Source organism: Cupriavidus sp. 09_S30, from assembly GCF_056930435.1.
The window spans coordinates 778,051-803,647 of record NZ_JBXOWI010000001.1; the positions used below are offsets into that span (position 1 = coordinate 778,051).

Annotated in this window: 21 protein-coding genes and 1 pseudogene; 11 read left to right on the forward strand and 11 right to left on the reverse strand. The window is 68.7% G+C overall.

Annotated features, from left to right (window positions below):
- Nucleotides 1–290 precede the first annotated feature (290 nt).
- The 4 genes and pseudogenes from AC1Z3O_RS03685 (at nucleotide 291) to parC (ending at nucleotide 5,556) form a co-directional block, all read left to right on the forward strand.
- A complete protein-coding gene (locus AC1Z3O_RS03685) occupies nucleotides 291–2,282 on the forward strand; it encodes a DNA topoisomerase IV subunit B (RefSeq protein ID WP_483513610.1) in 1,992 nt (663 codons plus the stop codon).
- A 34-nt stretch (nucleotides 2,283–2,316) separates the two neighbouring features.
- A pseudogene (locus tag AC1Z3O_RS03690) lies at nucleotides 2,317–2,424 on the forward strand (lytic transglycosylase domain-containing protein); the annotation flags it as partial.
- Between the two features lie 40 nt (nucleotides 2,425–2,464).
- Complete coding sequence (locus AC1Z3O_RS03695) at nucleotides 2,465–3,142, forward strand: lytic transglycosylase domain-containing protein (protein WP_483513612.1); 678 nt, start codon at nucleotides 2,465–2,467, stop codon at nucleotides 3,140–3,142.
- Nucleotides 3,143–3,216: 74 nt separating this feature from the next.
- Complete coding sequence (gene parC, locus AC1Z3O_RS03700) at nucleotides 3,217–5,556, forward strand: DNA topoisomerase IV subunit A (protein WP_483513614.1); 2,340 nt, start codon at nucleotides 3,217–3,219, stop codon at nucleotides 5,554–5,556.
- 361 nt (nucleotides 5,557–5,917) lie between these two features.
- On the opposite strand, the gene AC1Z3O_RS03705 is transcribed toward parC, so the two are convergent.
- Nucleotides 5,918–6,868, reverse strand: a complete 951-nt coding sequence (locus AC1Z3O_RS03705; protein WP_483513615.1) for an IS110 family transposase — start codon at nucleotides 6,866–6,868, stop codon at nucleotides 5,918–5,920.
- 618 nt (nucleotides 6,869–7,486) lie between these two features.
- Between AC1Z3O_RS03705 and AC1Z3O_RS03710 the strand changes: the two genes are divergently transcribed.
- Together AC1Z3O_RS03710 and AC1Z3O_RS03715 are read left to right on the forward strand one after the other, a co-directional pair.
- Nucleotides 7,487–8,143 carry a chromate transporter gene (locus tag AC1Z3O_RS03710; protein ID WP_483513617.1) on the forward strand — a complete coding sequence of 219 codons (657 nt, stop codon included), beginning with the start codon at nucleotides 7,487–7,489 and terminating at the stop codon, nucleotides 8,141–8,143.
- On the forward strand, nucleotides 8,140–8,670 hold the full coding sequence (locus tag AC1Z3O_RS03715) for a chromate transporter (protein ID WP_483513619.1): 531 nt from the start codon (nucleotides 8,140–8,142) through the stop codon (nucleotides 8,668–8,670). The genes AC1Z3O_RS03710 and AC1Z3O_RS03715 overlap by 4 nt, the downstream gene beginning before the upstream one ends.
- Before the next feature lie 16 nt (nucleotides 8,671–8,686).
- On the opposite strand, the gene AC1Z3O_RS03720 is transcribed toward AC1Z3O_RS03715, so the two are convergent.
- Nucleotides 8,687–9,583 carry a LysR substrate-binding domain-containing protein gene (locus AC1Z3O_RS03720; protein WP_483513621.1) on the reverse strand — a complete coding sequence of 299 codons (897 nt, stop codon included), beginning with the start codon at nucleotides 9,581–9,583 and terminating at the stop codon, nucleotides 8,687–8,689.
- Between the two features lie 140 nt (nucleotides 9,584–9,723).
- Between AC1Z3O_RS03720 and AC1Z3O_RS03725 the strand changes: the two genes are divergently transcribed.
- Both AC1Z3O_RS03725 and AC1Z3O_RS03730 read left to right on the forward strand, forming a co-directional pair.
- A complete protein-coding gene (locus AC1Z3O_RS03725; RefSeq protein ID WP_483513623.1) occupies nucleotides 9,724–10,911 on the forward strand; it encodes a M20 aminoacylase family protein in 1,188 nt (395 codons plus the stop codon).
- A 46-nt stretch (nucleotides 10,912–10,957) separates the two neighbouring features.
- On the forward strand, nucleotides 10,958–12,289 hold the full coding sequence (locus AC1Z3O_RS03730) for an MFS transporter (protein ID WP_483513625.1): 1,332 nt from the start codon (nucleotides 10,958–10,960) through the stop codon (nucleotides 12,287–12,289).
- 16 nt (nucleotides 12,290–12,305) lie between these two features.
- Here the strand turns inward: AC1Z3O_RS03730 and AC1Z3O_RS03735 are convergent, their stop codons facing one another.
- Nucleotides 12,306–14,138: an ABC transporter ATP-binding protein gene (locus tag AC1Z3O_RS03735; protein WP_483513627.1), complete on the reverse strand. Its 1,833-nt coding sequence runs from the start codon at nucleotides 14,136–14,138 to the stop codon at nucleotides 12,306–12,308.
- A 265-nt stretch (nucleotides 14,139–14,403) separates the two neighbouring features.
- Between AC1Z3O_RS03735 and hutH the strand changes: the two genes are divergently transcribed.
- The 3 genes from hutH to AC1Z3O_RS03750 all read left to right on the forward strand — a co-directional run bounded on the left by hutH (nucleotide 14,404) and on the right by AC1Z3O_RS03750 (nucleotide 19,047).
- Nucleotides 14,404–15,936, forward strand: coding sequence for a histidine ammonia-lyase (gene hutH, locus AC1Z3O_RS03740; RefSeq protein ID WP_483513629.1), 1,533 nt, complete (start codon nucleotides 14,404–14,406; stop codon nucleotides 15,934–15,936).
- A 278-nt stretch (nucleotides 15,937–16,214) separates the two neighbouring features.
- Complete coding sequence (locus AC1Z3O_RS03745; protein ID WP_483513630.1) at nucleotides 16,215–17,522, forward strand: MFS transporter; 1,308 nt, start codon at nucleotides 16,215–16,217, stop codon at nucleotides 17,520–17,522.
- 124 nt (nucleotides 17,523–17,646) lie between these two features.
- A complete protein-coding gene (locus AC1Z3O_RS03750; RefSeq protein WP_483513632.1) occupies nucleotides 17,647–19,047 on the forward strand; it encodes an amino acid permease in 1,401 nt (466 codons plus the stop codon).
- Nucleotides 19,048–19,133: 86 nt separating this feature from the next.
- Here the strand turns inward: AC1Z3O_RS03750 and AC1Z3O_RS03755 are convergent, their stop codons facing one another.
- From AC1Z3O_RS03755 to AC1Z3O_RS03790, 8 genes are all read right to left on the reverse strand, one after another.
- On the reverse strand, nucleotides 19,134–20,810 hold the full coding sequence (locus tag AC1Z3O_RS03755; protein ID WP_483517507.1) for an L-lactate permease: 1,677 nt from the start codon (nucleotides 20,808–20,810) through the stop codon (nucleotides 19,134–19,136).
- A 345-nt stretch (nucleotides 20,811–21,155) separates the two neighbouring features.
- The gene (locus AC1Z3O_RS03760; protein ID WP_483513634.1) at nucleotides 21,156–21,800 is read right to left on the reverse strand and encodes a glutathione S-transferase family protein; all 645 of its coding nucleotides are present in this window, start codon (nucleotides 21,798–21,800) and stop codon (nucleotides 21,156–21,158) included.
- A gap of 46 nt (nucleotides 21,801–21,846) precedes the next feature.
- Nucleotides 21,847–23,034, reverse strand: a complete 1,188-nt coding sequence (locus AC1Z3O_RS03765; RefSeq protein WP_483513636.1) for an aminotransferase-like domain-containing protein — start codon at nucleotides 23,032–23,034, stop codon at nucleotides 21,847–21,849.
- 38 nt (nucleotides 23,035–23,072) lie between these two features.
- The gene (locus tag AC1Z3O_RS03770) at nucleotides 23,073–23,402 is read right to left on the reverse strand and encodes a DHCW motif cupin fold protein (RefSeq protein ID WP_483513638.1); all 330 of its coding nucleotides are present in this window, start codon (nucleotides 23,400–23,402) and stop codon (nucleotides 23,073–23,075) included.
- A gap of 57 nt (nucleotides 23,403–23,459) precedes the next feature.
- On the reverse strand, nucleotides 23,460–23,915 hold the full coding sequence (locus AC1Z3O_RS03775) for a RidA family protein (RefSeq protein ID WP_483513640.1): 456 nt from the start codon (nucleotides 23,913–23,915) through the stop codon (nucleotides 23,460–23,462).
- Nucleotides 23,916–23,938: 23 nt separating this feature from the next.
- Nucleotides 23,939–24,181, reverse strand: coding sequence for a hypothetical protein (locus tag AC1Z3O_RS03780; RefSeq protein ID WP_483513642.1), 243 nt, complete (start codon nucleotides 24,179–24,181; stop codon nucleotides 23,939–23,941).
- A gap of 26 nt (nucleotides 24,182–24,207) precedes the next feature.
- The gene (locus AC1Z3O_RS03785) at nucleotides 24,208–24,846 is read right to left on the reverse strand and encodes a LysE family translocator (RefSeq protein WP_483513644.1); all 639 of its coding nucleotides are present in this window, start codon (nucleotides 24,844–24,846) and stop codon (nucleotides 24,208–24,210) included.
- Between the two features lie 10 nt (nucleotides 24,847–24,856).
- Nucleotides 24,857–25,585, reverse strand: coding sequence for an alanyl-tRNA editing protein (locus AC1Z3O_RS03790; RefSeq protein ID WP_483513645.1), 729 nt, complete (start codon nucleotides 25,583–25,585; stop codon nucleotides 24,857–24,859).
- Nucleotides 25,586–25,597 lie beyond the last annotated feature (12 nt).

Here is a 25,597-nt window from a genome sequence, read left to right on the forward strand (position 1 = left end):
GTCTTCTTGTTTTTACCGTCCCGCGTCCGGTCCTGCGGCACCGCAGGCGGGGCAGGCATCGGGGCGCCGCCCCGCGCCCGGCGGGGGAAAGCGGGTGGCTGCCGGGCGGATGGCGTCGCAGCGCCGAGTGTACTCTGGGCCGGCAAAATGCGTTTGGGCGTCACTTTTTCACGCAATGCCTTTCAACGACAGCCTTGCTGCATCCATTACAATGCGGTGCCCGGCCCTTGGCAGGTACCCCGGCGCTCACGCCGCCCGCCCGGCCGGAACTCCATTTTCGTAGCGACTCCATGGCGAGCAAAACCAGTCAGTACAGCGAATCTTCCATCCGGGTCCTGAAGGGCCTGGAGCCGGTCAAGCAGCGGCCGGGCATGTACACGCGCACCGACAATCCCCTGCACATCGTGCAGGAGGTGATCGACAACGCGTCCGACGAAGCCCTGGGCGGCTTCGGCTCCCAGATCCTGGTCACCCTGCACAAGGACGGCAGCGTCAGCGTGGAGGACGATGGCCGCGGCATCCCGGTGGGCATCCACCCCGAGGAAGGCGTGCCGGTGGTCGAGATCGTCTTCACGCGGCTGCATGCCGGCGGCAAGTTCGACAAGGGCAAGGGCGGTGCCTATGCCTTCTCCGGCGGCCTGCACGGCGTCGGTGTGTCGGTCACCAATGCGCTGTCGACCCGGCTCGACGTCGCCGTCTGGCGCGACGGCATGGCCTCCGCGCTGACCTTCTCCGGTGGCGACGTCACTGAGCCGCTGGCTTCGCGCAAACTAGAGCGCGGCGAAAAGAAGAACGGCACGCGCGTGCAGGTCTGGCCTGATCCCAAGTACTTCGATTCGGCCGCCATCCCGCTGGCCGAGTTGCAGCGCTTGCTGCGCAGCAAGGCCGTGCTGCTGCCCGGCGTCAAGGTCACGCTGGTGACCGAGAAGAGCGGCGAGTCGCAGACCTGGCAGTATGACCAGGGCCTCAAGGGCTACCTGGTGGAGGCGCTGGCGCAAGGCAGCGGCGCCGAACTGGTGATCCCCATGTTCGAGGGCGAGCATTTCGCCGACCCGGAGGCCAACAACGGCGAGGAAGGCTTCGCCGAGGGCGAAGGCGCTTCCTGGGTGGTGGCCTGGACCGAAGAGGGTTCGCCGGTGCGTGAATCCTACGTCAACCTGATCCCGACCCCGGCCGGCGGCACCCACGAATCGGGCCTGCGCGAGGGGCTGTTCCAGGCGGTCAAGAGCTTTATCGAGATGCACGCGCTGCAGCCCAAGGGCGTCAAGCTGATGAGCGAGGACGTGTTCGCGCGCGCCTCCTTCGTGCTCTCGGCCAAGGTGCTGGATCCGCAGTTCCAGGGCCAGATCAAGGAGCGGCTGAACAGCCGCGACGCGGTGCGCCTGGTGTCGACGTTCAGCCGCCCGGCCCTGGAGCTGTGGCTGAACCAGCATGTGGAATATGGCAAGAAGCTGGCCGAGCTGGTGATCCGCCAGGCGCAGGCGCGCACGCGCGCGGCGCAGAAGGTCGAGAAGAAGAAGGGCTCCGGCGTGGCGGTGCTGCCGGGCAAGCTGACCGACTGCGAATCGACCGACACGGAGCGCAACGAGCTGTTCCTGGTCGAGGGCGATTCGGCGGGCGGCTCCGCCAAGATGGGCCGCGACAAGGAATTCCAGGCCATCCTGCCGCTGCGCGGCAAGGTGCTCAACACCTGGGAGACCGAGCGCGACCGGCTCTTCGCCAACAACGAGGTGCACGATATCGCGGTGGCGATCGGCGTGGACCCGCACGGCGCGACCGACGAGCCCGACCTGTCCAATCTGCGCTACGGCAAGATCTGCATCCTGTCGGACGCGGACGTGGACGGCGCGCACATCCAGGTGCTGCTGCTGACGCTGTTCTTCCGCCATTTCCCCCGGCTGATCGAGCGCGGCAACGTCTGCGTGGCGCGCCCGCCGCTGTACCGCGTCGACGCGCCGGCACGCGGCAAGAAGCCGGCGCAGAAGCTGTACGCGCTGGACGACGGCGAACTCGAAGCGATCCAGGACAAGCTGCGCAAGGAAGGCATCAAGGACGGCGCGTGGCAGATCTCGCGCTTCAAGGGCCTGGGCGAGATGAGTGCCGAGCAGTTGTGGGAAACCACCATGAACCCCGACACGCGCCGGCTGCTGCCGGTGGCGCTGGGCAGCTTCGGCCAGGAAGAGACCGTCGGCGTGATGAATATGCTGATGGGCAAGGGCGAGGCCGCGCAGCGCCGCAGCTGGCTGGAAGAGCGCGGCAACGAAGTCGTGGCGGATATCTGAGGACGAGGCAGGCAAGATGCGGGCGGCAAGACGGATGACGAGGGCGGTGTCGAAGGCGGGGCGCGCGGCGGTGGCTGCGGCCTTGCTGCTGGCCGGCCTTGGCTTTGCCGGTGCCGCCCATGCCGAGCTCTACGGCTATGTCGACGACGAGGGCGTAGCGCACTTCGCCGACCGCAAGCTCGATGCGCGCTATCAGCTCTTCATGCGCGACGGCGGCTCGCTCAACAGTCTCGGGCCTGGCGCGCGGCGGCGCGCGCGCGGGCCGGGGCGCCGACCGGGGCACGGACAGTGCCGGCGGCATCGACATCGAGAACCACAAGCTCTACCGCTACATCATCAACCACCCGAACATCGCCGTGGTCGAGCCGATGATCCGCCAGATTGCGCGCGCGCAGAACGTGGATCCGGCGCTGGTCAAGGCGGTGATGGCGGTGGAGTCCGGCTTCAATCCGCAGGCCGTGTCGCCCAAGGGGGCGATCGGCCTGATGCAGGTGATTCCCGACACCGGGGCGCGCTTCGGCGTGGCGGCCGATGCCAAGCGCACCGTCGAGCAGAAGCTGGCCGACCCGCGCACCAACATCTCCGCGGGCGTGCGCTACCTGAGCTGGCTGATGCAGGCGTTTTCCAACAACCTGGAGCTGGTGCTGGCTGCCTATAACGCCGGCGAGGGCGCCGTGCAGCGCTACAACAACCAGATCCCGCCGTACCCCGAGACGCAGCAGTACGTCAGCACGGTCCTGCAGTTCTACCGCATCTACCGGCCCGAGGGCCCGGTGCCCCGGACGCTCGCCGCCGGCGGCCGCCGCGGCGGGGTGACGCGTGTCAAGATGGTGCTCGGGGGCCAGGACGAATTGCCTTGAGGGCGTGCGCCCGAACCCATGCAACCCGGCGCGCGGGCACCTGATCGTGCCGTGCGCCGTCTTCATGTGAATCCATGGAACAACAAGACATCTCCTTCCAAGCGGACGAACCGGCCGATGCGCTGACACTGGCGCACTATGCCGAGCGTGCCTACCTGGACTACGCCATCAGCGTGGTCAAGGGCCGCGCACTGCCCGAGGTGGCCGACGGGCAGAAACCGGTGCAGCGCCGCATCCTCTTCGCGATGCACGAGATGGGGCTGCGCGCGGACTCGAAGCCGGTCAAGTCCGCCCGCGTGGTGGGCGACGTGCTGGGCAAGTTCCACCCGCACGGCGACCAGTCCGCCTATGACGCACTGGTGCGCCTGGCGCAGGATTTCTCGCTGCGCTACCCGCTCATCGACGGCCAGGGCAACTTCGGCTCCCGCGACGGCGACGGCGCGGCCGCGATGCGCTACACCGAGGCGCGCCTGACCCCGATCGCAAAGCTGCTGCTCGACGAGATCGACCAGGGCACGGTGGACTTCGCCCCGAATTACGACGGTTCGATGGAGGAGCCCAAGCTGCTGCCGGCACGGCTGCCCTTCGTGCTCCTCAACGGTGCCTCGGGCATCGCGGTGGGCATGGCCACCGAAGTGCCGCCGCACAATCTGCGTGAAGTGGCGCATGCCACGGTGGCGATGATCCGCAACCCTGACATCTCGCTGGCCGAGCTGCTGGCGTTGATGCCGGGGCCCGACTATCCGGGCGGCGGCCAGATCATCTCGCCGGCGGCCGACATCGCCCAGATCTATGAAGGCGGGCGCGGCAGCCTGAAGGTGCGCGCGCGCTGGACCATCGAAGAGATGGCGCGCGGCCAGTGGCAGCTGGTGGTCACCGAGCTGCCGCCCGCCACCTCGGCGCAGAAGGTGCTGGAGGAGATCGAGGAGATCACCAACCCGAAGGTGCGCGCCGGCAAGAAGTCGCTGACGCCCGAGCAGCTGCAGCTCAAGCAGACGTTGCTGGGCGTGCTCGACGCTGTGCGCGACGAATCCGGCAAGGACGCGCCGGTGCGCCTGGTGTTCGAGCCCAAGAGCAAGAACATCGAGCAGCAGGAGTTCGCGCAGACCCTGCTCGCGCACACCAGCCTGGAATCGGGCGCGCCGATCAACCTGGTGATGATCGGCACCGACGGCCGTCCGCGCCAGAAGGGGCTGCGCGAGATCCTGCGCGAGTGGATCGCCTTCCGCTTCGAGACGGTCACACGGCGCACGCGCCATCGCCTGGGCAAGGTCGAGGACCGCATCCACATCCTCGAAGGCCGGATGCTGGTGCTGCTCAATATCGACGAGGTGATCCGCATCATCCGCGAGAGCGACGAGCCCAAGCCCGCGCTGATGCAGGCCTTCGGCCTGTCCGAGCGCCAGGCCGAGGACATCCTCGAGATCCGGCTGCGCCAGCTGGCGCGGCTGGAGGCCATCCGCATCGAGCAGGAGCTGAAGGAGCTGCGCGAGGAGCGCGGCGACCTCGACGTGCTGCTGAAGTCCGAGACCATGATGCGCCGGCGCATCATCAAGGAGATCGAGGCCGACGCCAAGCAGTACAGCCCGGAAGACAAGGACCCGCGCCGCACGCTGATCCAGGAGGAGCGCCGCGCCGCCGCCGAGGTGCGCGTGGTCGACGAGCCGGTGACGGTGGTGGTATCGCAGAAGGGCTGGGTGCGCACGCGCCAGGGCCACGGCCACGACGCGCAGCAGTTCACTTTCAAGGCCGGCGATTCCCTGTACAGCACCTTCGAGTGCCGCACCATCGACGCGCTGTTGGCCTTCGGCACCAATGGCCGTGTCTATTCGGTGCCGGTCTCCGGCCTGCCGGGCGGGCGCGGCGATGGCGTGCCGCTGACCACGCTGATCGACCTGCAGGCGGGCTCGCAGATCGCCCACACCTTCGCCGGGGCGGCCGAACAGCGCATGCTGATCGCCACGCGCAACGGCAACGGCTTCCAGACCAAGGTGGCGGACATGATCGGCCGCAACAAGGGCGGCAAGGCCTTCCTGACGCTGGATGAGGGCGACGCACCGCTGCCGCCCGCGCCGGTGGGCGACGAGGCCACCCATGCCGCCTGCCTGTCGGCCAATGGCCGGCTGCTGCTGGTGGCGCTGGATGAGATCAAGGTACTGGCGGCCGGCGGCCGCGGCGTGATCCTGATGGAGCTGGAGCCGAAGGAAACGCTGCTGCAGGCGATCGCCGTCGGCGCCCCGGGCCTGGTGCTGTCCGGCGCCGGCCGCGGCGGCAAGCCGAGCGCGCAGAAGCTGGCTGGCCAGTCGCTGCTGCCCTACGTGGGCAAGCGTGCGCGCAAGGGCCGCGCGCTGGAGTCGAAGCTCAAGGAGCCGAGGCTCGACCCGGTGCGGGTCGAGCCGGTGGGCGGTAACTGAGGACGCCGACGCCGCGTTCTTTGCCTGTACTCAGGCTTTCGCTATGCCGATGGTTGGCTCCCCTCTCCCGCGTGCGGGAGAGGGGTTGGGGGAGAGGGCAGGCGCCCGCAAACGGCGACGCGCTGGACAACACCGAGGGCTTCGTCTTGCCTCGGCGTGCTGGACAACACCGGCGGCTTCGTTGTACGTGGCATCTTGCTAGACCACCCCTCTCCCCAACCCTCTCCCCATGAGGGGAGAGGGAGCCAAGACGCTATGCTTGGCCAGCGGTGTTGGCGCATCTTGTCGGCTTCGGCAAGCGCTTTGGCTTTCGCCCTGCGCCGGTTTGCTCCCCTCTCCCGCTTGCGGGAGAGCAACCGTGTCAAGCGAGAGTTTTGTCTTGCCACGGTTGGCCGGTTTTGACCATCGCATTGAGGATGGTCAGCAATTTGCGCATGCACGCTGTAGCGGCAAGCTTGAACGGCTTGCCAGCTGCGCTCAACCGCTCATAGAAGGCGCGGATAACCGGGTTGTGGCGAATGGCCGTCACTGTGGCCATGTACAGCACGTTGCGTACCTCTGCCCGACCTCCGCGGATGTAGCGCTGCCCGCGCCGCTTGCCGCTGTCGTCGTTGAACGGCGCCACACCGACCAGCGCAGCGATCTGCTGGCGATTGAGCTTGCCCAGCTCTGGCAGCCGCCCAAGCAGCGTGAAGATACTCACCTTGCCGATGCCCGGCATGCTGTCGAGCAACTCCACCTTGTTTTTCCACACCTCGCTGGTGCGCAGCTTGTGGGTCATGTCGATGTCCAGCGACTTGATCCGGGCGTCCAGCCATTGGATGTGTTCCTTCAAACTCTTGATGGCTAGCGGCGCAGCCGTAACCAGGCGCGCCTTCTCCTGCGCGCGCATGACCACCAGTTGGCTGCGCCGGTCCAGCAGATCAGCAAATTCGCGCTGTTCCTCGTCTGGCAAGGGGCGTACCGGTGGACGGATTTGCCGGGCAAACCGCGCCAATACCTGCGCATCCAGCTGATCGGTCTTGGCCAGAATTCCGCAGGCTTTGGCAAAGTCGCGTACTTGCTTGGGATTGACCACCACCACCGGCAGTCCCGCGCCAGCCAGCGCGATGCTCACCGCTGTCTCATACCCGCCGGTCGCTTCCAGCACGACCCGGTCAATCTGGCCTTGACTGTTATGCCCAGCCAGATAGGCCAGCAGCGCAGCGATACCCGCTTCGTCATTCGCAAACTGACGGGCCTCGCCTTCAGGCTGCAGATTCAGGTCCAGTGCGATCTTGCTGACGTCGATTCCTACAACTTTGAGTTCCATTCGGCTTATCCCACCCTTGTGTTCCATGCGGCATGTTGCCATCCAACCGTTCGGGCTTAAACCAAACGCGCTCAAGAGTGGAAGCTTCGATCCTCGCTCTCCCTCGAACTTGACCACTGGGATCAGGGCTTGGGGCCATCGATCTGAAGCTTCCAGGCTCAATTTTGAGACATACAAGGGGCCGGGGGAGAGGGCGGGCGCCTGCAAACGGCGACGCGCTGGACAACACCGAGGGCTTCGTCTTGCCTCCGGCGTGCTGGACAACCCCAGCGGCTTCGTTGTTCGTGGTGCCTTGCTAGACCACCCCTCTCCCCAACCCTCTCCCCATGAGGGGAGAGGGAGCCAAGACGCTATGCTTGGCCCACGGTGTTGGCGCATCCTGGGCGCACCTTGTCGGTTTCGACAAGCGCATTGGCTTTCGCCCCGCGCCGGTTTGCTCCCCTCTCCCGCTTGCGGGAGAGGGGCCGGGGGTGAGGGCAGGCGCCTGCGAACCGTGGCGTCTTGTCCGTTTCGCGCAGGCGCGCACCCCAAAGCGCAGGCACAATGCGGTGCGCGCGGACAGCCCCCGCGCGCTGCAGCGGCGGGAAGGTCCCGCTGCCCGCCTGACCGCCTGCTCCGATGCCACTGCCCGCGCCCCCCGCCGCCGATCCCCTCGCTTCCCCGCCCACGCCCCGGCGCCTCTTCGTCGAGTTCGCGCGCATGGGCCTGTCCGGCTTCGGCGGCGTGCTGCCCTTCGTGCGGCGCGCCGTGGTGGAGCGCAACCGCTGGCTGGACGATCGCCAGTTCGTCGAGCTGCTGAGCATGGGCCAGGTGCTGCCCGGCCCCAATGTCATCAATGTCGCCCTGATGATGGGGCTGCGTCTTGCCGGTCTGCGCGGCGCACTGTCCGCGTTCGCCGGCCTGGTGCTGGTGCCGATGATGGTGGTGCTGTCGGCCATGTTGCTCTATGAGCACTATCGCGACGTGGCGGCGGTGCAGCGCATGCTGGCCGGCATGACGGCGGTGTCGGCGGGCCTGATGCTGGCGACCGGATTCAAGCTGGCGCAGAGCCAGTCGCCCACGGTGCGCGGCGTGCTGGTGGGCGTCGCGGCCTTCGTCGGCATCGGCCTGCTGCGCTGGCCGCTGGTGCCGGTGATGGCGGTGCTGGTGCCGCTGGGCCTGCTGCTCGAGTGGCGTGCCGAGGGGCAGGCGCTGCGCGCCACGCTCGATGCTGCGCGAGGCGCAGAGGCCGCCGGGTCGCCGGCGGGTGCCGCGGCAGGGGAGCCGCAGCCATGAGCCAGGCCAGCGTCATCGGCAGCTTCTTCGCCCACTTCCTGCTGTTGTCCCTTCTTTCCATCGGCGGCGCCGGCACGACCATCCCCGATATGCACCGCTTCCTGGTGGAGTCAAACGCTTGGATGAGCGACGCGCAGTTCTCCGCCATGTACGCCATCTCGCAGGCGTCGCCCGGGCCGAACGTGCTGTTCGTGGCGCTGTTCGGCTGGCAGCTCGCCGGCCTGGCCGGCGCCATCGCGGGCATGGTCGCCATCTGCGGGCCGTCCAGCCTCATCGCGCTGGCCTTCGAATACTTCGCCGGCCGCTCGCCGCAGGCGCGCTGGCCCGGCCTGATCCGGCGCGGCCTGGCCACGCTGACCATCGGCCTGCTGTGCTCCACCGGCTGGGTGCTGGCCGCCAGCGTGGACCACCGCTGGAGCGCGGTCGCCGTCACGCTCGTCACCATCGTCCTGATGCTCAAGACGCGGGTACACCCGCTGGTGCTGGTGGCGCTGGGCGCGGGCGCGGGGCTGCTGGGACTGGTGTGAGCCGGCGTCGCCGCGCTCAGGCGGCCTGCGCCGCCAGCTCGCGGATGCAGTGCAGGAAGTAGTCGGCGGGGCGTGTCAGGATCGCGCCTTCGCGCACTATCAGGGCGAGGTGCAGGTCGGGCGGGTTTTCGGGCAGCGCCAGCGCCTGCAGGCGTCCCTCGGTCACCTTGGCCTGCAGCGTCGCGACCGATAGCGGTACCACCGCGTCGGTTTCGAGCAGCAGGCTGGAAAACAGCAGGTTGGAGGTGCAACGCGTGAGCCGCCGCGGCGGCGCCAGCCCGTGGCGGGCGAACAGGTCCGCCAGGTAGCGCGGGTAGTTGTCGCTGACGTCGGCATGCAGCCATTCCGCATCCTGCAACTGGGCCAGCGAGGTGCAGCCGGCCAGCGGGCTGACCGAGCGGATGGCGAACGCGGTGGGGAAGACGAACAGCTCCGTGCAGCTCACGAAGGCGTCCGACGGCGCCGCCTGGAAGGCGGCGAGGGCAAAGTCCAGCCGGCTGTTGCGCAGGTTCTCCAGCAACTGCGCATGGTCGAATTCGAGGAAGTCGACGGCCACCTCGGGCATGGCGCGGCGAAAGCGCGTGAACGCCTGCGGCATCACCGCCAGACCGGCCAGCGGCGTCACGCCGATCTGCAGGCGCCCCTCGCGCGCGCCGCGCAGCCACGCCATGTCTTCCTCGGCGCGCTCCAGCTCGCTGACGATCAGGCGGGCGCGCGCCAGCAGCTTCTGCCCATCCGCGGTCAGCGTCACGCCCCAGGAGTTGCGGGCCAGCAGCGCCACGCCGGTGTCGGCCTCCAGCTCGCGCATGGCCTTGGTGATGGCGGGCTGGCTCACGCACAGGGCGCGCGCGGCGGCATTGATGCTGCCTGCTTCGGCGATGGCCACCAAGGCGCGCAGATGGTGATGCTTCATGGCTGCGGCTTCAAGAACCCATGCAGGGCGCTAAGGGAAATACCGGATAACCGGGGGTTATGGCTATCAACATTCGTGCTTAGTCAGGCGGCGGCCGGACCCATAGTATTGCTGATCCGTCCCCATCGAGGAAAGCCTGCATGTCGACCCAGCCCGCCATTATTCCCGAGATCCACGCCAGCCAGGCTGACTTCGTGGAGATCCGCCGCCAGATCCACGCCCATCCCGAACTGGGTTTCGAAGAGGAACGCACCAGCAAGCTGGTCGCTGCCAAGCTGAAGGAATGGGGCTATGACGTCACCGAGGGCGTCGGCGGCACCGGCGTGGTGGGCCAGTTGCGCGTGGGCAGCGGCACGCGCAAGCTCGGCATCCGCGCCGACATGGACGCGCTGCCGATCCAGGAGACCACCGGCCTGCCTTACGCCAGCACCGTGCCGGGCAAGATGCACGCCTGCGGCCATGACGGCCACACCGCCATCCTCCTGGCGGCGGCACATTACCTGGCGCGCACGCGGCGCTTCGACGGCACGCTCAACCTGATATTCCAGCCGGCCGAGGAAGGACTGGGCGGCGCGCCGCGCATGATGGAGGACGGCCTGTTCGAGCGCTTTCCCTGCGATGCCATCTACGCGCTGCATAACGGCCCCGGCGTGCCGATCGGCCATTTCGTGCTGCGCGAGGGCGTGATGGCGGCTTCGTCGGATTCCGTCACCGTGACACTGACCGGCAAGGGCACGCACGGTGCCATGCCCAGCTTCGGGCGCGACCCCATCGTCGCCGCCGCTGCCATCGTGATGGCGCTGCAGACCATCGTCGCGCGCAACATCCCCGCCACCGAGGCGGGCGTGATCAGCGTGGGGGCGCTGCATGCCGGCAAGGCCCACAACGTGATTCCGGACAGCGCGCAGATCCTGCTGACCGTGCGCGCCCAGGACGCCGAGGTGCGCGATACGCTGGAGCGCCGGCTGCGCGAGGTGGTGGAGCTGCAGGCGCAGAGCTTCGGCGTAGAAGCGCAGATCGAATACCAGCACGTCTCGCGCGTGCTGATGAACGCGCCGGAGCAGACCCGCTTCGCCCGCAGCGTGATCGAGGAACTGGTGGGAGCCGACAAGGTGGTCGAGCCGCCCAAGGGCATGATGGGCAGCGAGGACTTCTCCTGGATGCTGGAGCGCGTGCCGGGCTGCTATTTGGTGCTGGGCAACGGCACCGGCTCGCACGGCGGCTGCATGGTGCACAACCCGGGCTACGACTTCAACGACGAGGCGCTGGCCCTGGGCGCGACGCTGTGGGCGCGGCTGACCGAGCGCTACCTGGTCGGCGGGGCCTGAGCGCCTCCGGGAAAAGCACAACGAGAGAAAAAAGAAGGAGACAAGCATGCAGGAACGACTGGGAGCCGCCGCCATCGGCGCCGACGGCGTGGCGGGCGAGTCTCGCACGCCGGGCACGCAGGCCGTGCCCGCGCGCGCGATGCAGCGGCGCGCCGTGGTGGCCGCCTCGCTGGGCAATGCGCTGGAATGGTTTGACTTCACCGTGTTCAGCTTCTTCGCCGGCCTGATCGGCAAGCTGTTCTTCCCCGTCGAGGGCGAGTACGGGCCGCTGCTGCTGTCGCTGGCCACCTTCGGCATTGGCTTCGTGATGCGGCCGCTGGGCAGCGTGGTGATCGGCAACTACGCCGACCGGGCCGGGCGCAAGCCGGCGCTGACGCTGACCATCGGCCTGATGGCGCTGGGCACGGCCATCATCGGCCTTGCGCCCACCTACGCGCAGATCGGCATCGCCGCGCCGCTGCTGATCGTGGCCGGCCGGCTGCTGCAGGGCTTCTCGGCGGGCGGCGAGGTCGGCGCCGCGACCAGCTTCCTGATGGAGTCGGGCACGCGCGCCAACCGCGGCTTCATGGTGAGCTGGCAGATGGCGGGGCAGGGCGCGTCGGCGCTCGCCGGTGCCCTGTGCGGCACGCTGCTGGCGCGCGGGCTGACGCCGGAGGCGCTGGAGGGCTGGGGCTGGCGCGTGCCCTTCCTGCTGGGGCTGATGATCGGCCCGGTCGGCTTCTATATCCGCCGCCATCTCGACGAGACCCACAGCGACCATGCGCGCGAGCGCAGCGCCTTTGCCGAGGTGGTGCGCAGCCATGGGCGCGCGCTGCTGCTGGGCACGCTGCTGATCCTGGGCGGCACCGCCAGCATGTACGTGGTGGTGTTCTTTATGCCGGCCTACCTGGTCAAGACCGTGCACATGCCGCCGGCCACCTCGCTGGTGGCGGGCTGTGCGGCTGGTGCCACGCTGCTGCTGATGTCGCCGCTGGCCGGCTGGCTGGCCGACCGGCTGCCGCGCCGCAAGCCGCTGCTGCTGGCCGTCAGTGTCCTGTCGCTGCTGGCGATCTGGCCGGCGTTCAGCGCGGTGCAGGGCCATCCCACGCTGGGCACGGTGCTGGGCGCGGTGGTGGTGCTGGTGGCGCTGCTGTCCACCAGCAGCCCGGCCGGCTTCCTGCTGATCATGGAGTCTTTCCCGCGCAAGGTGCGCGCGACCGGGCTGGCCATCGTCTATGCCAGCGGCGTGACGCTGTTCGGCGGCTTCGCCCAGTTCATCGTCACCTGGATGCTCAAGCTGACCGGCGACCCGATGGCGCCGGCCTGGTACATGCTGGCCTGCTCGGCGGTCAGCTTCGTCGCTCTGCTGGCCTTCCGCGAGCAGGCCGCCGCCGACTGAGCGGGCGCCCGGCGGCTCAGTCCACGCCGACGAAGCCGCCGGTCTGGTGCGCCCACAGGCGCGCGTACAGCCCGTCCTGCGCCAGCAGCGCGGCATGCGTGCCGCTTTCCGCGATGCGGCCCTGGTCCAGCACCACCAGCCGGTCCATGCGCGCGATGGTGGACAGCCGGTGCGCGATGGCGATCACCGTCTTGCCCTGCATCAGGGTCTCCAGGCTTTCCTGGATGGCAGCCTCCACCTCCGAGTCGAGCGCCGAGGTGGCCTCGTCCAGGATCAGGATGGGCGCGTCCTTCAGCAGCACGCGCGCGATCGCGATCCGCTGGCGCTGGCCGCCCGAGAGCTTGACGCCACGCTCGCCCACCAGCGCATCCATGCCGCTGCGGCCATGCCCGTCGACCAGCTGTGGGATGAACTGGTCGGCGCGCGCCAGGCGCACCGCGCGCGCCAGCTCGGCCTCGCTCGCGCCGGGCCTGCCATAGAGCAGGTTGTCGCGGATCGAGCGGTGCAGGAGCGAGGTGTCCTGCGTGACCACGCCGACGCGGGCGCGCAGGCTTTCCTGCGTCACCGCGGCGATGTCCTGCCCGTCCACCAGGATGCGCCCGCCTTCCAGGTCGTAGAGGCGCAACAGCAGATTGACCAGCGTGGACTTGCCGGCGCCCGAGGGGCCGACCAGGCCGATCTTCTCGCCCGGGCGCACCACCAGGTCCAGCCGGTCGAGCACGCCGCCGCCCTTGCCGTAGTGGAAGCTGACGTCCTCGAAACGCACCTCGCCGTGCGCGACCTGCAGCGGGCGGGCGTCGGCGCGGTCGAGCACCTGGCGCGGCGCCGAGATGGTCTTCATGCCGTCCTGCACCTGTCCCACGTTCTCGAAGATGCCGTTGACCACCCACATGATCCAGCCCGACATATTGTTGATGCGGATCACCAGCCCGGTGGTCAGCGCAATGGCGCCCACGGTGATGCTGCCGCGGCTCCACAGCCACAGCGCCAGCGCGCTCGTGCCGGCAATCAGCATGCCGTTCATCGCCGTGATGGTGACGTCCATGGCGCTCACCATGCGGCCGGCCAGCCGCACCTTGTCGGTCTGGTCGGCCATGGCCTCGCGCGCATACTCCTCTTCCCGGCGCGAGTGCGCGAACAGCTTGAGCGTGGCGATATTGGTGTAGCCGTCGACGATGCGGCCCATCAGCCGCGAGCGCGCCTCGGTCGCCACAACCGAGCGCGCCTTCACGCGCGGTACGAACCACGCCAGCGCCGCCACATAGGCGGCGATCCACAGCAGCAGCGGCACCGTCAGCCGCCAGTCGGCGCTGGCGAACAGCACCAGCGCGCTGATGGCATAGATGACCACGTGCCAGATGGCGTCGACCGCCTGCACCGCCGAGTCGCGCAGGGAGAATCCGGTCTGCATGATGCGCTGGGCGATGCGGCCGGCGAAGTCATTCTGGAAGAAGGACAGGCTCTGCTTGAGCACGTAGCGGTGGTTCTGCCAGCGGATCAGGTTGGCCAGGCCGGGATTGATGACCTGGTGCACCAGCACGTCGTGCAGGCCGAAGAAGATGGGGCGCAGCACCAGCGCGACCACGGCCATCCACAGCAGCTCGGTGCGATGGCGCGCGAAGAAGCCGGCGCCGGGCCCGTCCTTGGCCATGTCGACCAGCCGGCCGAGGAAGTCGAACAGCGCCACCTCGATCAGGGCGCACACCAGGCCCACGGCCAGCAGCAGGGCGAAGACGCCGCGCACCTCGCGCAGGAAGTGCAGGTAGAAGCGCCAGACCTCGGCAGGAGGCCGGTGGTCGGCCATGCTGCGGAAGGGGTCGATCAGTCTTTCCAGGCGACGTATCAGCATGCTCGGTTCCCGGGAGGGCGGGGATGGGGCGGCAAGGCGGCGGGCAGCGGGGCGGGCGTCGCACCGCCTGCCATGCGGCCCCGAGGCAGATGCCAGCCATGATACATGGCGCATTGCACCAATGCAGGGCATGGCCGGGGCGCCACCCGCCTTTGGGCACTTTCGCCTTGAACCTGGGATTTCCCCTAATTTATCCTAGCCTGTATATACAGGACTATACACGTATCGGCGCGCAGACCGCGCCGGGAGAAAGGGAGCCCCCGCTATGTCACTACTGAATCTGAAGCCCGGCACACTGACGCTGGCGCAAATCCGCCAGGCCTACCTGGGTCCGCTGCAACTGGCCCTGGACGCCGAGGCTGGTCCCGCCATCGACGCCAGCGTCGCCTGTGTGCAGGGCATCCTGGACGCCGGGCGCACCGCCTACGGCATCAACACCGGCTTCGGCCTGCTGGCGCAGACCCGCATCGCCCCCCAGGACCTGGAGAAACTGCAGCGCTCGCTGGTGCTGTCGCACGCCGCCGGCGTGGGCGAAGCGCTGGACGACGCCATGGTGCGCCTGATCATGCTGTTGAAGATCAACAGCCTGGCGCGCGGTTTTTCCGGCATCCGCCGCGAGGTGATCGACGCCCTGATCGCCTTGGTCAATGCCGAAGTCTACCCCCACATCCCGCTCAAGGGCTCGGTGGGCGCCTCGGGCGACCTGGCGCCACTGGCGCATATGTCGCTGGTGCTGCTGGGCGAGAGCCGCGCGCGCCACCGCGGCGAGTGGCTGCCGGCGCGCGAGGCGCTGGAGGTGGCAGGCCTGAAGCCGCTGACGCTGGCCGCCAAGGAAGGCCTGGCCCTGCTCAACGGCACCCAGGTGTCCACCGCCTATGCGCTGCGCGGCCTGTTCGAGGCCGAGGACCTGTTCGCCGCCGCCACCGTGTGCGGCGCGCTGAGCGTGGAGGCCATGCTCGGTTCGCGCGCGCCGTTCGACCCGCGCATCCATGCCGCGCGCGGCCAGCGCGGCCAGATCGATGCCGCCTCCGCCTACCGCACGCTGCTGACCGAGACCAGCGAACTGGCACGCTCGCACGCGCAATGCGACAAGGTGCAGGACCCGTACTCGCTGCGCTGCCAGCCGCAGGTGATGGGCGCCTGCCTGACGCAGCTGCGTCAGGCCGCCGAGGTGCTGGAGGTCGAGGCCAATGCGGTGTCCGACAACCCGCTGGTGTTCGCCGAGCAGGGCGACGTGATTTCGGGCGGCAATTTCCACGCCGAGCCGGTGGCCATGGCTGCCGACAACCTCGCGCTGGCGCTGGCCGAGATCGGGGCGCTGTCCGAGCGCCGCATCTCGCTGATGATGGATATGCACATGTCGCAGCTGCCGCCCTTCCTGGTGGCCAATGGCGGCGTCAATTCGGGCTTCATGATCGCCCAGGTCACGGCCGCCGCGCTGGCCAGCGACAACAAGGCGCTGGCGCACCCCGCCAGCGTCGACAGCCTGCCCACCTCGGCCAACCAGGAAGACCACGTGTCGATGGCGCCCAATGCCGGCAAGCGCCTGTGGCCCATGGCCGAGAATGTGCGCGGCATCCTCGCCGTGGAGTGGCTCGGCGCCTGCCAGGGGCTGGATTTCCGCGAGGGGCTGAAGAGCTCGCCCCGGCTGGAAGAGGCCCGCGCGCTGCTGCGCGCCAAGGTGCCGTACTACCAGGAGGACCGCTTCTTCGCGCCCGACATCGAGGCCGCCAGCGCCTTGCTGGGCAGCGCCTGCCTGAACCGGCTGGTGCCCGCCGGCCTGCTGCCCAGCCTCTAGGCGGGAAGCGGGATCCGGGCCGGCCCTGCGCCCGGCCCGGAAGCGGCGGCCATCAGCGCCGCAGACGGCCCGCTCCAGGCGGGCCGCACATCCAACCAGGAGACATAGCGATGCATGATCCATTGACCATGCCGGGGAGCGCGCGCGCGCGTTCCGGCCGAGACGCCCCACCGCGGCACCGCTAGCGACAAGCCCCAGCGCCGCCCCGGGTCACCGCCCGTTTTTTCGCCACCGCCCGCCTGCGCGGCCGGCGTGTTCTTCCCGCCTGGATGCAATCCATGTCCATCGCCCAGTCCTTGCCCGGCCTCGCGGCCGATACCGGCGCATCGCGCCAGCCCCTGTCCAAGCTCCATGCCATTGCTGCCATCACCATCGGCAACGGCCTGGAGTTCTACGACTTCGTCGTCTACAGCTTCTTCGCCACCCTGATCGGGCGCCTCTACTTTCCCGTGGCGGACCCGACCGGGCAATTGCTGCTGTCCTTCGCCACCTTCGGCGTCGGCTTCCTGATGCGCCCGCTGGGCGGCCTGCTGATCGGCATGTACGCCGACCGCGTCGGGCGCAAGCCCGCGGTGGCCCTGACGCTGTGGCTGATGGGGCTGAGCGCGGTGATCTTCGTGGTGACGCCCACCTATGCGCAGGTCGGCGTGGCCGCGCCGCTGCTGATCCTGCTGGCCCGCCTGGTGCAGGGCTTCGCCATCGGCGGCGAGATGGGCGCGTCGACGGCCTTGCTGCTGGAGTATGCCGACCACCGTTCGCGCGGCTTCTACACCGGCTGGCAGCCCTTCAGCCAGGGCCTGGCGGCGCTGTTCGGCGCGCTGGTCGGGCTGGCCCTGAGCAACCTGCTGGCGCCGGCGGCGCTGGAGTCCTGGGGCTGGCGGGTGGCGTTCCTGATCGGCATCCTGGTGATTCCCGTGGGCCTGCTGATCCGCCGCCGGCTCGAGGAGACGGCACCGACCGGGGACGCGGACGGGACCACACCGGGACTCGCTCTGCTGCTGGCGCATCGGCGCGCCCTGGCCGCGAGCATCCTGCTGATGATCGGCGTCGCCTCGTCCACCTACATCGTGGTGTACTACCTGAGCAACTACGCGGTCAGCCAGCTGCACATGCCGCTGTCGCTGGGTATCTGGGCGGGTTGCGTGGCTGCCGCCGTACAGGTGCTGTTGTCGCCGTTCGCCGGCTGGCTGTGTGACCGCCTGGGGCGGCGCACGGTGGTGCTGTGGTCGCGTGTGGCGCTGCTGCTGGGCGTCTATCCGGCCTTCGCCCTGCTCAACGCTGAGCCCAGCCTGGCCCGGCTGCTCGTGGTGGTCGGCTGCCTGTCGGTGCCGATGTCGATGACTTCGCCGGCATCGATGGTGCTGGTCAGCGAGGTGCTGCCTCAGCGCCTGCGCGCCACTGGCCTGTCGATCGCCTACTGCGTCGCCATCGCCATCTTCGGCGGCTTCGCGCAGTTCTTCTCGACGGAACTGATCCACCTGACCGCCAACCCCAATGCGCCGGCCTTCTATGTGATCGGCTGCGGGCTGGTATCGCTGGCGGGGCTGGCGATGGTGCCGGAAACCCTGGGCCGCCGCCTGTCATAGCCGTGCGCGGCCGGGAGCGACGGCCGCCGTGTTCCCGCCCCCGGGCTGCTCGCCGTCCGGGGCACCTTCACCGCTCAACGCCGCTTGCCACGGAGATGGCGCGGTCCTCTACGGAGACGAATTAATGAAAGAACAGTCGCAGTCACTCAAGCGCGGGCTCAGTTCGCGCCACATCCGCTTTATGGCGCTGGGCTCGGCGATCGGCACCGGCCTCTTCTACGGTTCGGCCGCCGCGATCCAGGCCGCCGGCCCCGCGGTGCTGCTGGCCTACGCCATCGGCGGCGCGGCCGTCTACATGGTGATGCGTGCGCTCGGCGAGATGGCCGTGCGCAACCCCGCACCCGGCGCCTTCGGCCACTACGCCAGCAGTGCGCTCGGCCCGCTGGCCGGCTTCCTGCTCGGCTGGACCTACACGCTGTCGATGGTCGTGGTCTGCCTGGCCGACGTCACCGCGCTCGCCATCTACCTGGGCTTCTGGTTCCCCGACGTACCGCGCTGGATCTGGATCCTGGGCACCATCCTGCTGATCGGCGGCATCAACCTGTGCAGCGTCAAGGTCTTCGGGGAGCTGGAGTTCTGGCTGTCGCTGCTCAAGGTCGGGGCCATCCTCGCCATGATCGGCGGTGGCTGCGCGCTGCTGGTGGGTGGCGCCACCTTCGGCGCTGGCGGCGCCACCGTGGGCCTGCACAACCTGTGGGCGAACGGCGGCTTCCTGCCCAACGGCGTCGGCGGTGTGGTCGCCTCCCTGGCCATTGTCATGTTCGCCTTCGGCGGCATCGAGATCATCGGCGTGGCCGCCAGCGAGGCGCGCGAGCCCGAGCGCACGCTGCCGCGCGCCATCAATGCCGTGCCGCTGCGCATCCTGCTGTTCTACGTGCTGACGCTGGCCGTGTTGATGTCGCTGGCGCCGTGGCGCGAGGTCGGCTCCAGCGGCAGCCCCTTCGTGCAGATTTTCAGCCAGCTCGGCATCGGCTCGGCCGCGGCGGTGCTCAATATCGTCGTGATCTCGGCCGCGGTGTCGGCCATCAACAGCGATGTCTTCGCCGCCGGCCGGATGATGTACGGCATGGCGGTGCAGGGCCAGGCGCCGCGCAGCTTTGCCCGGCTCTCGCGCAACGGCGTGCCCTGGATGACCGTGGTGGTGATGGCGCTGGCCTTGCTCGTCGGCGTCATCCTCAACGTGGTGATGCCCGAACATGTGTTCGTGCTGGTCGCCTCGATCGGCACCTTCGCCACGGTCTGGGTGTGGCTGATGATCCTGCTGTCGCAGTTCCGCATGCGGCAGCGCATGAGCGCCGCGGAAGCGGCCGCGCTGAAGTTTCCCGTGCCGCTGTGGCCGGTGGGGCCGCTGGCGGCGATCGCCTTCATGCTGTTCGTGTTCGGCGTGCTGGGCTGGTTCGAGTCCACGCGCGCGGCGCTGGTGGTGGGCGTGGTCTGGCTCGCGCTGCTGGTGGTGGCGTGGTACATGTGGGTGCGGCCGCCGCAGGGCGGCGTGCGCACCGCTGCGATGCTGGCAGGCGACTGAACGGCCTGCCGCCAGAAAGGAAAACCCCGCCGTCGCAGGCGGGGTTTTTCGTTTCCGGTGCGGCGGCCAGGCGCCGCACCGGGGCGTCAGTGGATCACCATCTGCGTGAACGGATGCACATAGGCCTGCAGCGAGATGAACAGCCCCATCAGGATCGCCAGCGCGATCGAGTGGAAGAACACATAGCGCAGGATGTCGCCTTCGTGCCCATACCACTTGGTGGCGGTGGAGGCCACCACGATGGACTGGGCATCGATCATCTTGCCCATGACGCCGCCCGAGCTGTTGGCCGCCGCCATCAGCACCGGCGACAGGCCGAGCTGCTCCGCGGTGGTCTTCTGCAGGCCGCCGAACAGCACGTTGGAGGCCGTATCGGAGCCGGTCAGCGCCACCCCCAGCCAGCCCAGCATGGTGCCGAACAGCGGGTAGAGCACGCCGGTATGGGCGAAGGCCAGGCCCAGCGTGGCGTCCAGGCCCGAGTAGCGGGTCAGGTAGCCGATGCCGAACATCGCGCAGATGGTGAACAGCGAGTAGCGCACCAGCTTGATGGTCTCGAAGTACTCCTTGACCAGTCGCGGCACCGAATAGCCCATCAGCAGGCCGCCCAGCACGGCCGATGCCAGGATGCCGGTGCCGGCCATCGACAGCACGTTGAAGCTGAACACCGCGCCTTCGGCAATCTCCTTGGGTACCACGGGCGGCACCTTCAGCACGGCCTTGTCGAGGCCGGGGACGGGGAATTTCCATTGCCACAGGCCATCCATCAGCTTCTTGAACTCTGGCACGCCCCAGACGAAGACGAACACCGTCAGGATCACCCACGGCATCCACGCCTTGACCACCGAGATACCGGCGGCGGCAGCGCTGGCCTGGGCCTCGGCGGCCAAGGCTTCGGGATGGTCGATCTTGGATTCGTCGTGGCGGCCGAGGATCTTGGTCGAGGTCCAGATCTCCTTGGGCTTCCATACCTTGAGGAACAGCGTCAGCGCGCCCATCGACACCAGCGCCGCGATCACGTCGACCAGCCATGGGCCGTGGAAGTTCGACACCAGGAACTGCGGGATGGCGAAGGTGACGCCTGCCACCAGGATGGCCGGCCAGATCGCCAGCATGCCGCGGAAGCCGGCAAAGGCCCAGATCAGCCAGAAGGGCACCAGCACCGAGAAGAAAGGCAACTGGCGGCCGATCATCGCCGACAGCTGCAGCAGGTCCAGCCCGGTCACCGAGGCCAGGCCGATGATCGGCGCGCCCAGCGCGCCGTAGGCCACCGGCGCCGTGTTGGCGATCAGCGCCAGGCCAGAGGCGGCCAGCGGCGAGAAGCCCAGGCCGATCAGGATGGCGCCGGTCACGGCCACCGGCGTGCCGAAGCCCGCTGCCCCTTCGAAGAAGGCGCCGAAGCTGAACGCGACCAGCAGCAGCTGCAGGCGGCGGTCTTCGGTGATGCCGGAGATCGAGTTCTGCAGGACCTTGAACGAGCCGTTGATGGTCGTCAGCCGGTGCAGGAAGATGATGTTGAGCACGATCCAGCCGATCGGGAACAGGCCGGACACGATGCCCAGGCCTGCCGCCTTGCCGGCCATCGCCGCCGGCATGCCGAACACGGCGGACGCGACGATGATGCCGATCACCAGCGCCAGGCCGGCGGCCAGATGGGCCTGCAGGTGAAAGAAGGCGAGCGCGCACAGCAGCACCGCGACGGGTACCCCCGCCGCAATGGTGGACAGCGCCATATTGCTTAGCGGGTCATAGACTTGACTCCACACGATCGATTCCTCCTCTGGTTTGGCGGCAGCCATGCTCCCGCTGCGCAGGTGCGCCGCCCATTCTTGTTGTGGTTCGGCGCGCAGACAGCGCCGGGCTGCGGACAAAACGCCCGATGGTACGGACGGGTTTCCGCTGCGCCGGCTTCAATCCGGTCACGGCCAACGTGAGCCGGATTCAGGGATCAGGGTTTGCCTGGGGGACGCGTCGATACTGCGTCCTGTGCAGCGTACCCGAAAGTCGAAATCAAGGAAATGTCTTCCCGGTGGCGGGTGGCGGGCCGCCAGGGCAAGCGAGGAGGGCGAGGAGGGAAAACCGCGGGCGCGGCGGTTGCCGCGCCGCGCGGATCAACGCAGCGGCAGATCGAGGATGCCGGTGGCGGCAGGCCGTGCGCGCATGTCGGCCAGCCAGCGTTCGAGGTTGGGGCGCGTTGCGTGGGCAACCGGCAGGCCCATCCAGCGGTGGGCCGCGCAGGCCAGCGGGATGTCGGCCATGGTGAATCGGTCGCCGCCGATGAATTCGCGCCCGGCCAGGGCTTCGTCCAGCAGTGCGGCCATCGGCTCGGTGGCCGTGCAGGAGGCGGCGATGACCGCCTCGTCGCGCTCGGCGGCAGGCTTTCGCACGAGGTTCAGGAAGGCCGCGACCATGGCCGGGCTGAAGGCGGTGGTCTGCCAGTCCATCCAGCGGTCGGCCGAGGCGCGCGCCCTGACGTCTTCCGGCCACAGCGTGCCTTCGCCATAGCGCGCACACAGGTAGCGCACGATCGCATTGGATTCCCACAGCACGAAGGGCTCGCCGCCCACGTCGGTGCCGCGGAAGTCTTCGATCACTGGAATCTTGCGGTTCGGGTTCAACCGCACATAGGCTTCAGTGTCGAGGTCGCCCCGCGCCACGCCGATGTCGATACGCTCGTGGTCGAGGTGCAGCTCACGCGCGCACCAGACCACCTTCTGCACATTGATCGACGACAGGCGTCCCCAGATACGCAACATGAAGAGGTTCTCCTATGGTTCGTGAGGATGGCGCGCGGGGCGGGCCTCAGGCGGCCTTGGCCTGCGGTGCGGCAGCCGCGATCGCCTCGCGGAACAGCTCGGCCAGGATCGCGACGCCCTGCTCGATGCGCTCGGGCGAGACCGTCACGAAGGCCAGGCGCAGCGTGTGGCGGCGCGGGTTGCTGGCGAAGAACGGCGCGCCCGGCACGTAGGCCACGTTGCGCTGCACCGCCTGCTCCAGCAGGGCCATGCTGTCCAGGCCTTCGGGCAGTTCCACCCAGATGAACATGCCGCCTTCGGGTGCGTTCCAGCGTACGCCTTCCGGCATGTGGCGGGCCAGCGAATCCAGCATGAACTGGCACTGCTTGCCGTAGAGCTCGCGGATGGTCGGGATGTGGCGGTCCAGCAGGCCGTCGCGGATGGTCTCGTAGGCCACGCGCTGGGTGAAGCTCGGCGTGTGCAGGTCGGAGGCCTGCTTGGCCTGGCAGAGCTTGAAGTGCAGCTCGGGCGGGGCGATCACGAAGCCCAGGCGCAGGCCCGGTGCCAGGATCTTCGAGAAGGAGCCCATGTAGATCACGCCGTCGGGGTTCATCGACAGCAGCGTGGGCAGGTGATTGCCGGTGTAGCTCAGCTCGCCGTAGGGGTCGTCCTCGACCAGCAGCAGGCCCAGTTCCTTGGCGCGCGCCACCAGCGCCTGGCGGCGTTCCAGCGGCAGGCGGCGGCCGGTCGGGTTCTGGAAGTTGGGCAGGGCATACAGGAAGCGGGCGCCGGCGGTCAGCTCGGGCGTCAGGCTCTCGGGCAGCAGGCCCTTCTCATCGGTCGGCACCGAGACGAATTCCGGCTCGAACAGCGAGAAGGCCTGCAGCGCGCCGAGGTAGCTCGGCGTCTCGACCAGCACGGGGCTGCCCGGGTCGATCATCACCTTGGCGATCAGGTCCAGCGCCTGCTGCGAGCCGGTGGTGATCAGCACGCGCTCCACGTCCACCTTGTAGCGGTCGGCGATGAACTGGCGCAGCGGCATGTAGCCCTCGGTCGCGGCGTACTGCAGGGCGGCCTGCGGGTTGTCGGCGAATACGCGGGCCACTGCCGCTTCCATCTCCGCTACCGGGAAGGTGGCGGGCGAGGGCAGGCCACCGGCGAAGGAAATGACTTCCGGACGCTCGGTGACTTTCAGGATTTCGCGGATGGCCGAGCTGGTGAGCTGTTGTGCCCGGCGGGAGATGGCCCAGTTCATGATGGTCTCTTGTGGTTTGGGGGAGCCGGCGGGCCGGCTCAGTCAACGATAAACAAACGCGCGCCGCCCGGCGTGGAAGAGCGGTGCGGCTCCGCCTGGTCGGCGACCTGGTAGCTTGTGCCGGCACCCAGCACGAACGTCCGGCCGTCTTCCAGCTCGGTGTGCAGTTCGCCGTCCAGCACGAACAGAATGTGTCCCTTCGTGCACCAGTGATCGGCGAGGTAACCGGCAGAATACTCCACCATGCGGACGCGGATGTCGCCGAACTGACGCGTGCGCCAGCGGGCCTCGCCGCGTTCGCCGGGGTGGATGGTCGGCTCGACGGCCGACCAGTCGGTGGTGCCGAAGGGCAGGTTCTCGATGCGCATGGGGTGACAGTGTCTCGGGGCGGAGTCCTGCAACTACTTCATTACTTCATTACTTCATTACTTCACTTCGACGATCATCTCGATCTCGACGCAGGCACCCATCGGGATCTGCGCCACGCCGAAGGCGCTGCGGGCATGCTTGCCCGCGTCGCCGAACACCTCGACGAAGAACTCCGAGGCGCCGTTGGTGACCAGGTGCTGCTCGGTGAATTCCGGGGTCGAATTGACCAGGCTCATCACCTTGACCACGCGGGTGACGCGGTTCAGGTCGCCCAGGTGGGCGTGCAGCGTGGCCAGCAGGTCGATCGCGATGGCACGCGCGGCGACCTTGCCGTCGGCGGTGACCAGTTCGTTGCCCAGCTTGCCTACCCAGGGTTTGCCGTCCTTGCGCGCGATGTGGCCGGACACGAAGACGGTGTTGCCGGTCTGCGCGGCCATCACGTAGGCGGCGGCCGGGGCGTTGGCGGTGGGCAGTTCGATGCCGAGGCGGGCGAGGGTGTCGTAGACGGACATGCGGTCTCCAGTCAGTGAGTGCGTCATGGAAGCTTGGGAGGCTCCTGCGTGGCGGGTGCCTGCGCGCCGGTGCGCAGGATGCGCGCTGCCGGGGCGAGGCGCGTCGCGGCGATGCGCTGCGCGCCGGGTGCCGCGCAGAGCATCGCGGCGCCACCCGCCAGCGCCAGGAACGGTTGCAGACATTGTATCTGGCCTGCGCACGCCACGGCGCCTTTTGCGAGGGCGCGGCGGGGCAGGCTGTCATCGGTGCGTGGTTGCGCATGCATGGGCGTTTCCTCGGATCCTGAGCCCGTCAGCCGCCCGCGGGACGGCCGGCGAAGGCGATCCACAGCGCGGTCAGCCCGAGCGCCAGTCCCATCGCGCGATTGAACCAGAGCACGCGCTCGCCCACGGTCAGCCATTGCCGCAGTGCCGCGCCCAGCACGCCGTACGCGCCGTTGCTGACGAAGCCGAAGACGGCGAACACCGCGCACATCAGCAGGCCTCGCTGCCAGGGCGAAGGCGCGCCCGCCATGTAGGAAGCGGCCGTGGCGAGCGCCAGCATCCAGGCCTTGAGGTTGGCATACTGCAGCGCAGCCGACTGCCACAGGCGCAGCGGTCGCAGCACCTGGCGCTCGGCCAGCACCGTGCTGCGGGCCAGCTTCCAGGACAGCCACAGCAGATAGGCCACCCCGCCCGCGTGGAGCACGGCACCGGCCAGCGGATGGCCGAGCACCAGGGCGCCGACGCCGGCTGCGCACAAGGCCAGGATGCTGGCAAAGCCGAGGGCCACGCCCGCGCAGTGCGGCAGCGTGGCGCGCAGGCCGAAATTGGCGCCGCTGACGGCCGCGATGGTGGTATTGGGACCGGGCGTGAAGGAGCCCAGCGTCATCAGCGACAGCAGCGCGAGGAACTGGGCCGCGCTCAACCCGGTCAGCAGATCCGCTTGCATGGCCACGGACTCAAGCCGTTTCGGCCGACGCGAACTGCACCACCACGCGCCGGTTGCTGCGGCTCTTCTTCTCGATCTTGCTCACCACCACCGGCCCGATCTCGCCGGTACGCGCCACATGCGTGCCGCCGCAAGGCTGGCGGTCCACCCCTGGGATGCTGACGATGCGGATGCGGTCCGTGCCGGCCGGCGGGGCTGCGCCCACGGTGCGCACCAGTTCCGGCTGGGCGGCCAGCTCCTGCGGCGTGATCAGTTCGATCATAAGCGCGGTGTCGGCCGCGATCAGCGCGTTCAGGCGCGCCGTCAGGTCGGCCTTGTCCAGTGTGGACTCGGGCAGGTCGAAGTCGATGCGGGCCGATTCGGCGGAAATGCCGCAACCGGTCACGGGCACGGGGATGAGCGAGCCCAGCAGGTGCAGGCAGGTGTGCAGGCGCATCAGGCGATGGCGGCGTGCCCAGTCGATGCGCACCGTCACGCGCTCGCCGGGACGGGGCAGGGCGGCGCCAGGGGCCGGCACGTGCAGGATGCGGCTGCGGTCGGCCGAGTAGATGGTGTCGGCCAGTGCCAACGTGCTGCCGTCGGCCAGGGTCAGCGTGCCGGTGTCGCCCGCCTGGCCGCCGCTGCGAGCGTAGCAGACCGTCTCGTCGAGTTCGATGCCTTCCTCGTGCACGGCCACCACGGTGGCTTCACACTGCTGCAGGTAGGCGTCGTCGTCGAATCGCTTGCGGGTGGCGCACATTGCCGGTGTCTC

Coding starts and splice junctions, on each gene's coding strand:
- AC1Z3O_RS03685 (WP_483513610.1), top strand. CDS start 291: ATGGCGAGCAAAACCAGTCAGTACAGCGAATCTTCCATCCGGGTCCTG.
- AC1Z3O_RS03695 (WP_483513612.1), top strand. CDS start 2,465: ATGCGCGCTATCAGCTCTTCATGCGCGACGGCGGCTCGCTCAACAGTC.
- parC (WP_483513614.1), top strand. CDS start 3,217: ATGGAACAACAAGACATCTCCTTCCAAGCGGACGAACCGGCCGATGCG.
- AC1Z3O_RS03705 (WP_483513615.1), bottom strand. CDS start 6,868: ATGGAACTCAAAGTTGTAGGAATCGACGTCAGCAAGATCGCACTGGAC.
- AC1Z3O_RS03710 (WP_483513617.1), top strand. CDS start 7,487: ATGCCACTGCCCGCGCCCCCCGCCGCCGATCCCCTCGCTTCCCCGCCC.
- AC1Z3O_RS03715 (WP_483513619.1), top strand. CDS start 8,140: ATGAGCCAGGCCAGCGTCATCGGCAGCTTCTTCGCCCACTTCCTGCTG.
- AC1Z3O_RS03720 (WP_483513621.1), bottom strand. CDS start 9,583: ATGAAGCATCACCATCTGCGCGCCTTGGTGGCCATCGCCGAAGCAGGC.
- AC1Z3O_RS03725 (WP_483513623.1), top strand. CDS start 9,724: ATGTCGACCCAGCCCGCCATTATTCCCGAGATCCACGCCAGCCAGGCT.
- AC1Z3O_RS03730 (WP_483513625.1), top strand. CDS start 10,958: ATGCAGGAACGACTGGGAGCCGCCGCCATCGGCGCCGACGGCGTGGCG.
- AC1Z3O_RS03735 (WP_483513627.1), bottom strand. CDS start 14,138: ATGCTGATACGTCGCCTGGAAAGACTGATCGACCCCTTCCGCAGCATG.
- hutH (WP_483513629.1), top strand. CDS start 14,404: ATGTCACTACTGAATCTGAAGCCCGGCACACTGACGCTGGCGCAAATC.
- AC1Z3O_RS03745 (WP_483513630.1), top strand. CDS start 16,215: ATGTCCATCGCCCAGTCCTTGCCCGGCCTCGCGGCCGATACCGGCGCA.
- AC1Z3O_RS03750 (WP_483513632.1), top strand. CDS start 17,647: ATGAAAGAACAGTCGCAGTCACTCAAGCGCGGGCTCAGTTCGCGCCAC.
- AC1Z3O_RS03760 (WP_483513634.1), bottom strand. CDS start 21,800: ATGTTGCGTATCTGGGGACGCCTGTCGTCGATCAATGTGCAGAAGGTG.
- AC1Z3O_RS03765 (WP_483513636.1), bottom strand. CDS start 23,034: ATGAACTGGGCCATCTCCCGCCGGGCACAACAGCTCACCAGCTCGGCC.
- AC1Z3O_RS03770 (WP_483513638.1), bottom strand. CDS start 23,402: ATGCGCATCGAGAACCTGCCCTTCGGCACCACCGACTGGTCGGCCGTC.
- AC1Z3O_RS03775 (WP_483513640.1), bottom strand. CDS start 23,915: ATGTCCGTCTACGACACCCTCGCCCGCCTCGGCATCGAACTGCCCACC.
- AC1Z3O_RS03780 (WP_483513642.1), bottom strand. CDS start 24,181: ATGCATGCGCAACCACGCACCGATGACAGCCTGCCCCGCCGCGCCCTC.
- AC1Z3O_RS03785 (WP_483513644.1), bottom strand. CDS start 24,846: ATGCAAGCGGATCTGCTGACCGGGTTGAGCGCGGCCCAGTTCCTCGCG.
- AC1Z3O_RS03790 (WP_483513645.1), bottom strand. CDS start 25,585: ATGTGCGCCACCCGCAAGCGATTCGACGACGACGCCTACCTGCAGCAG.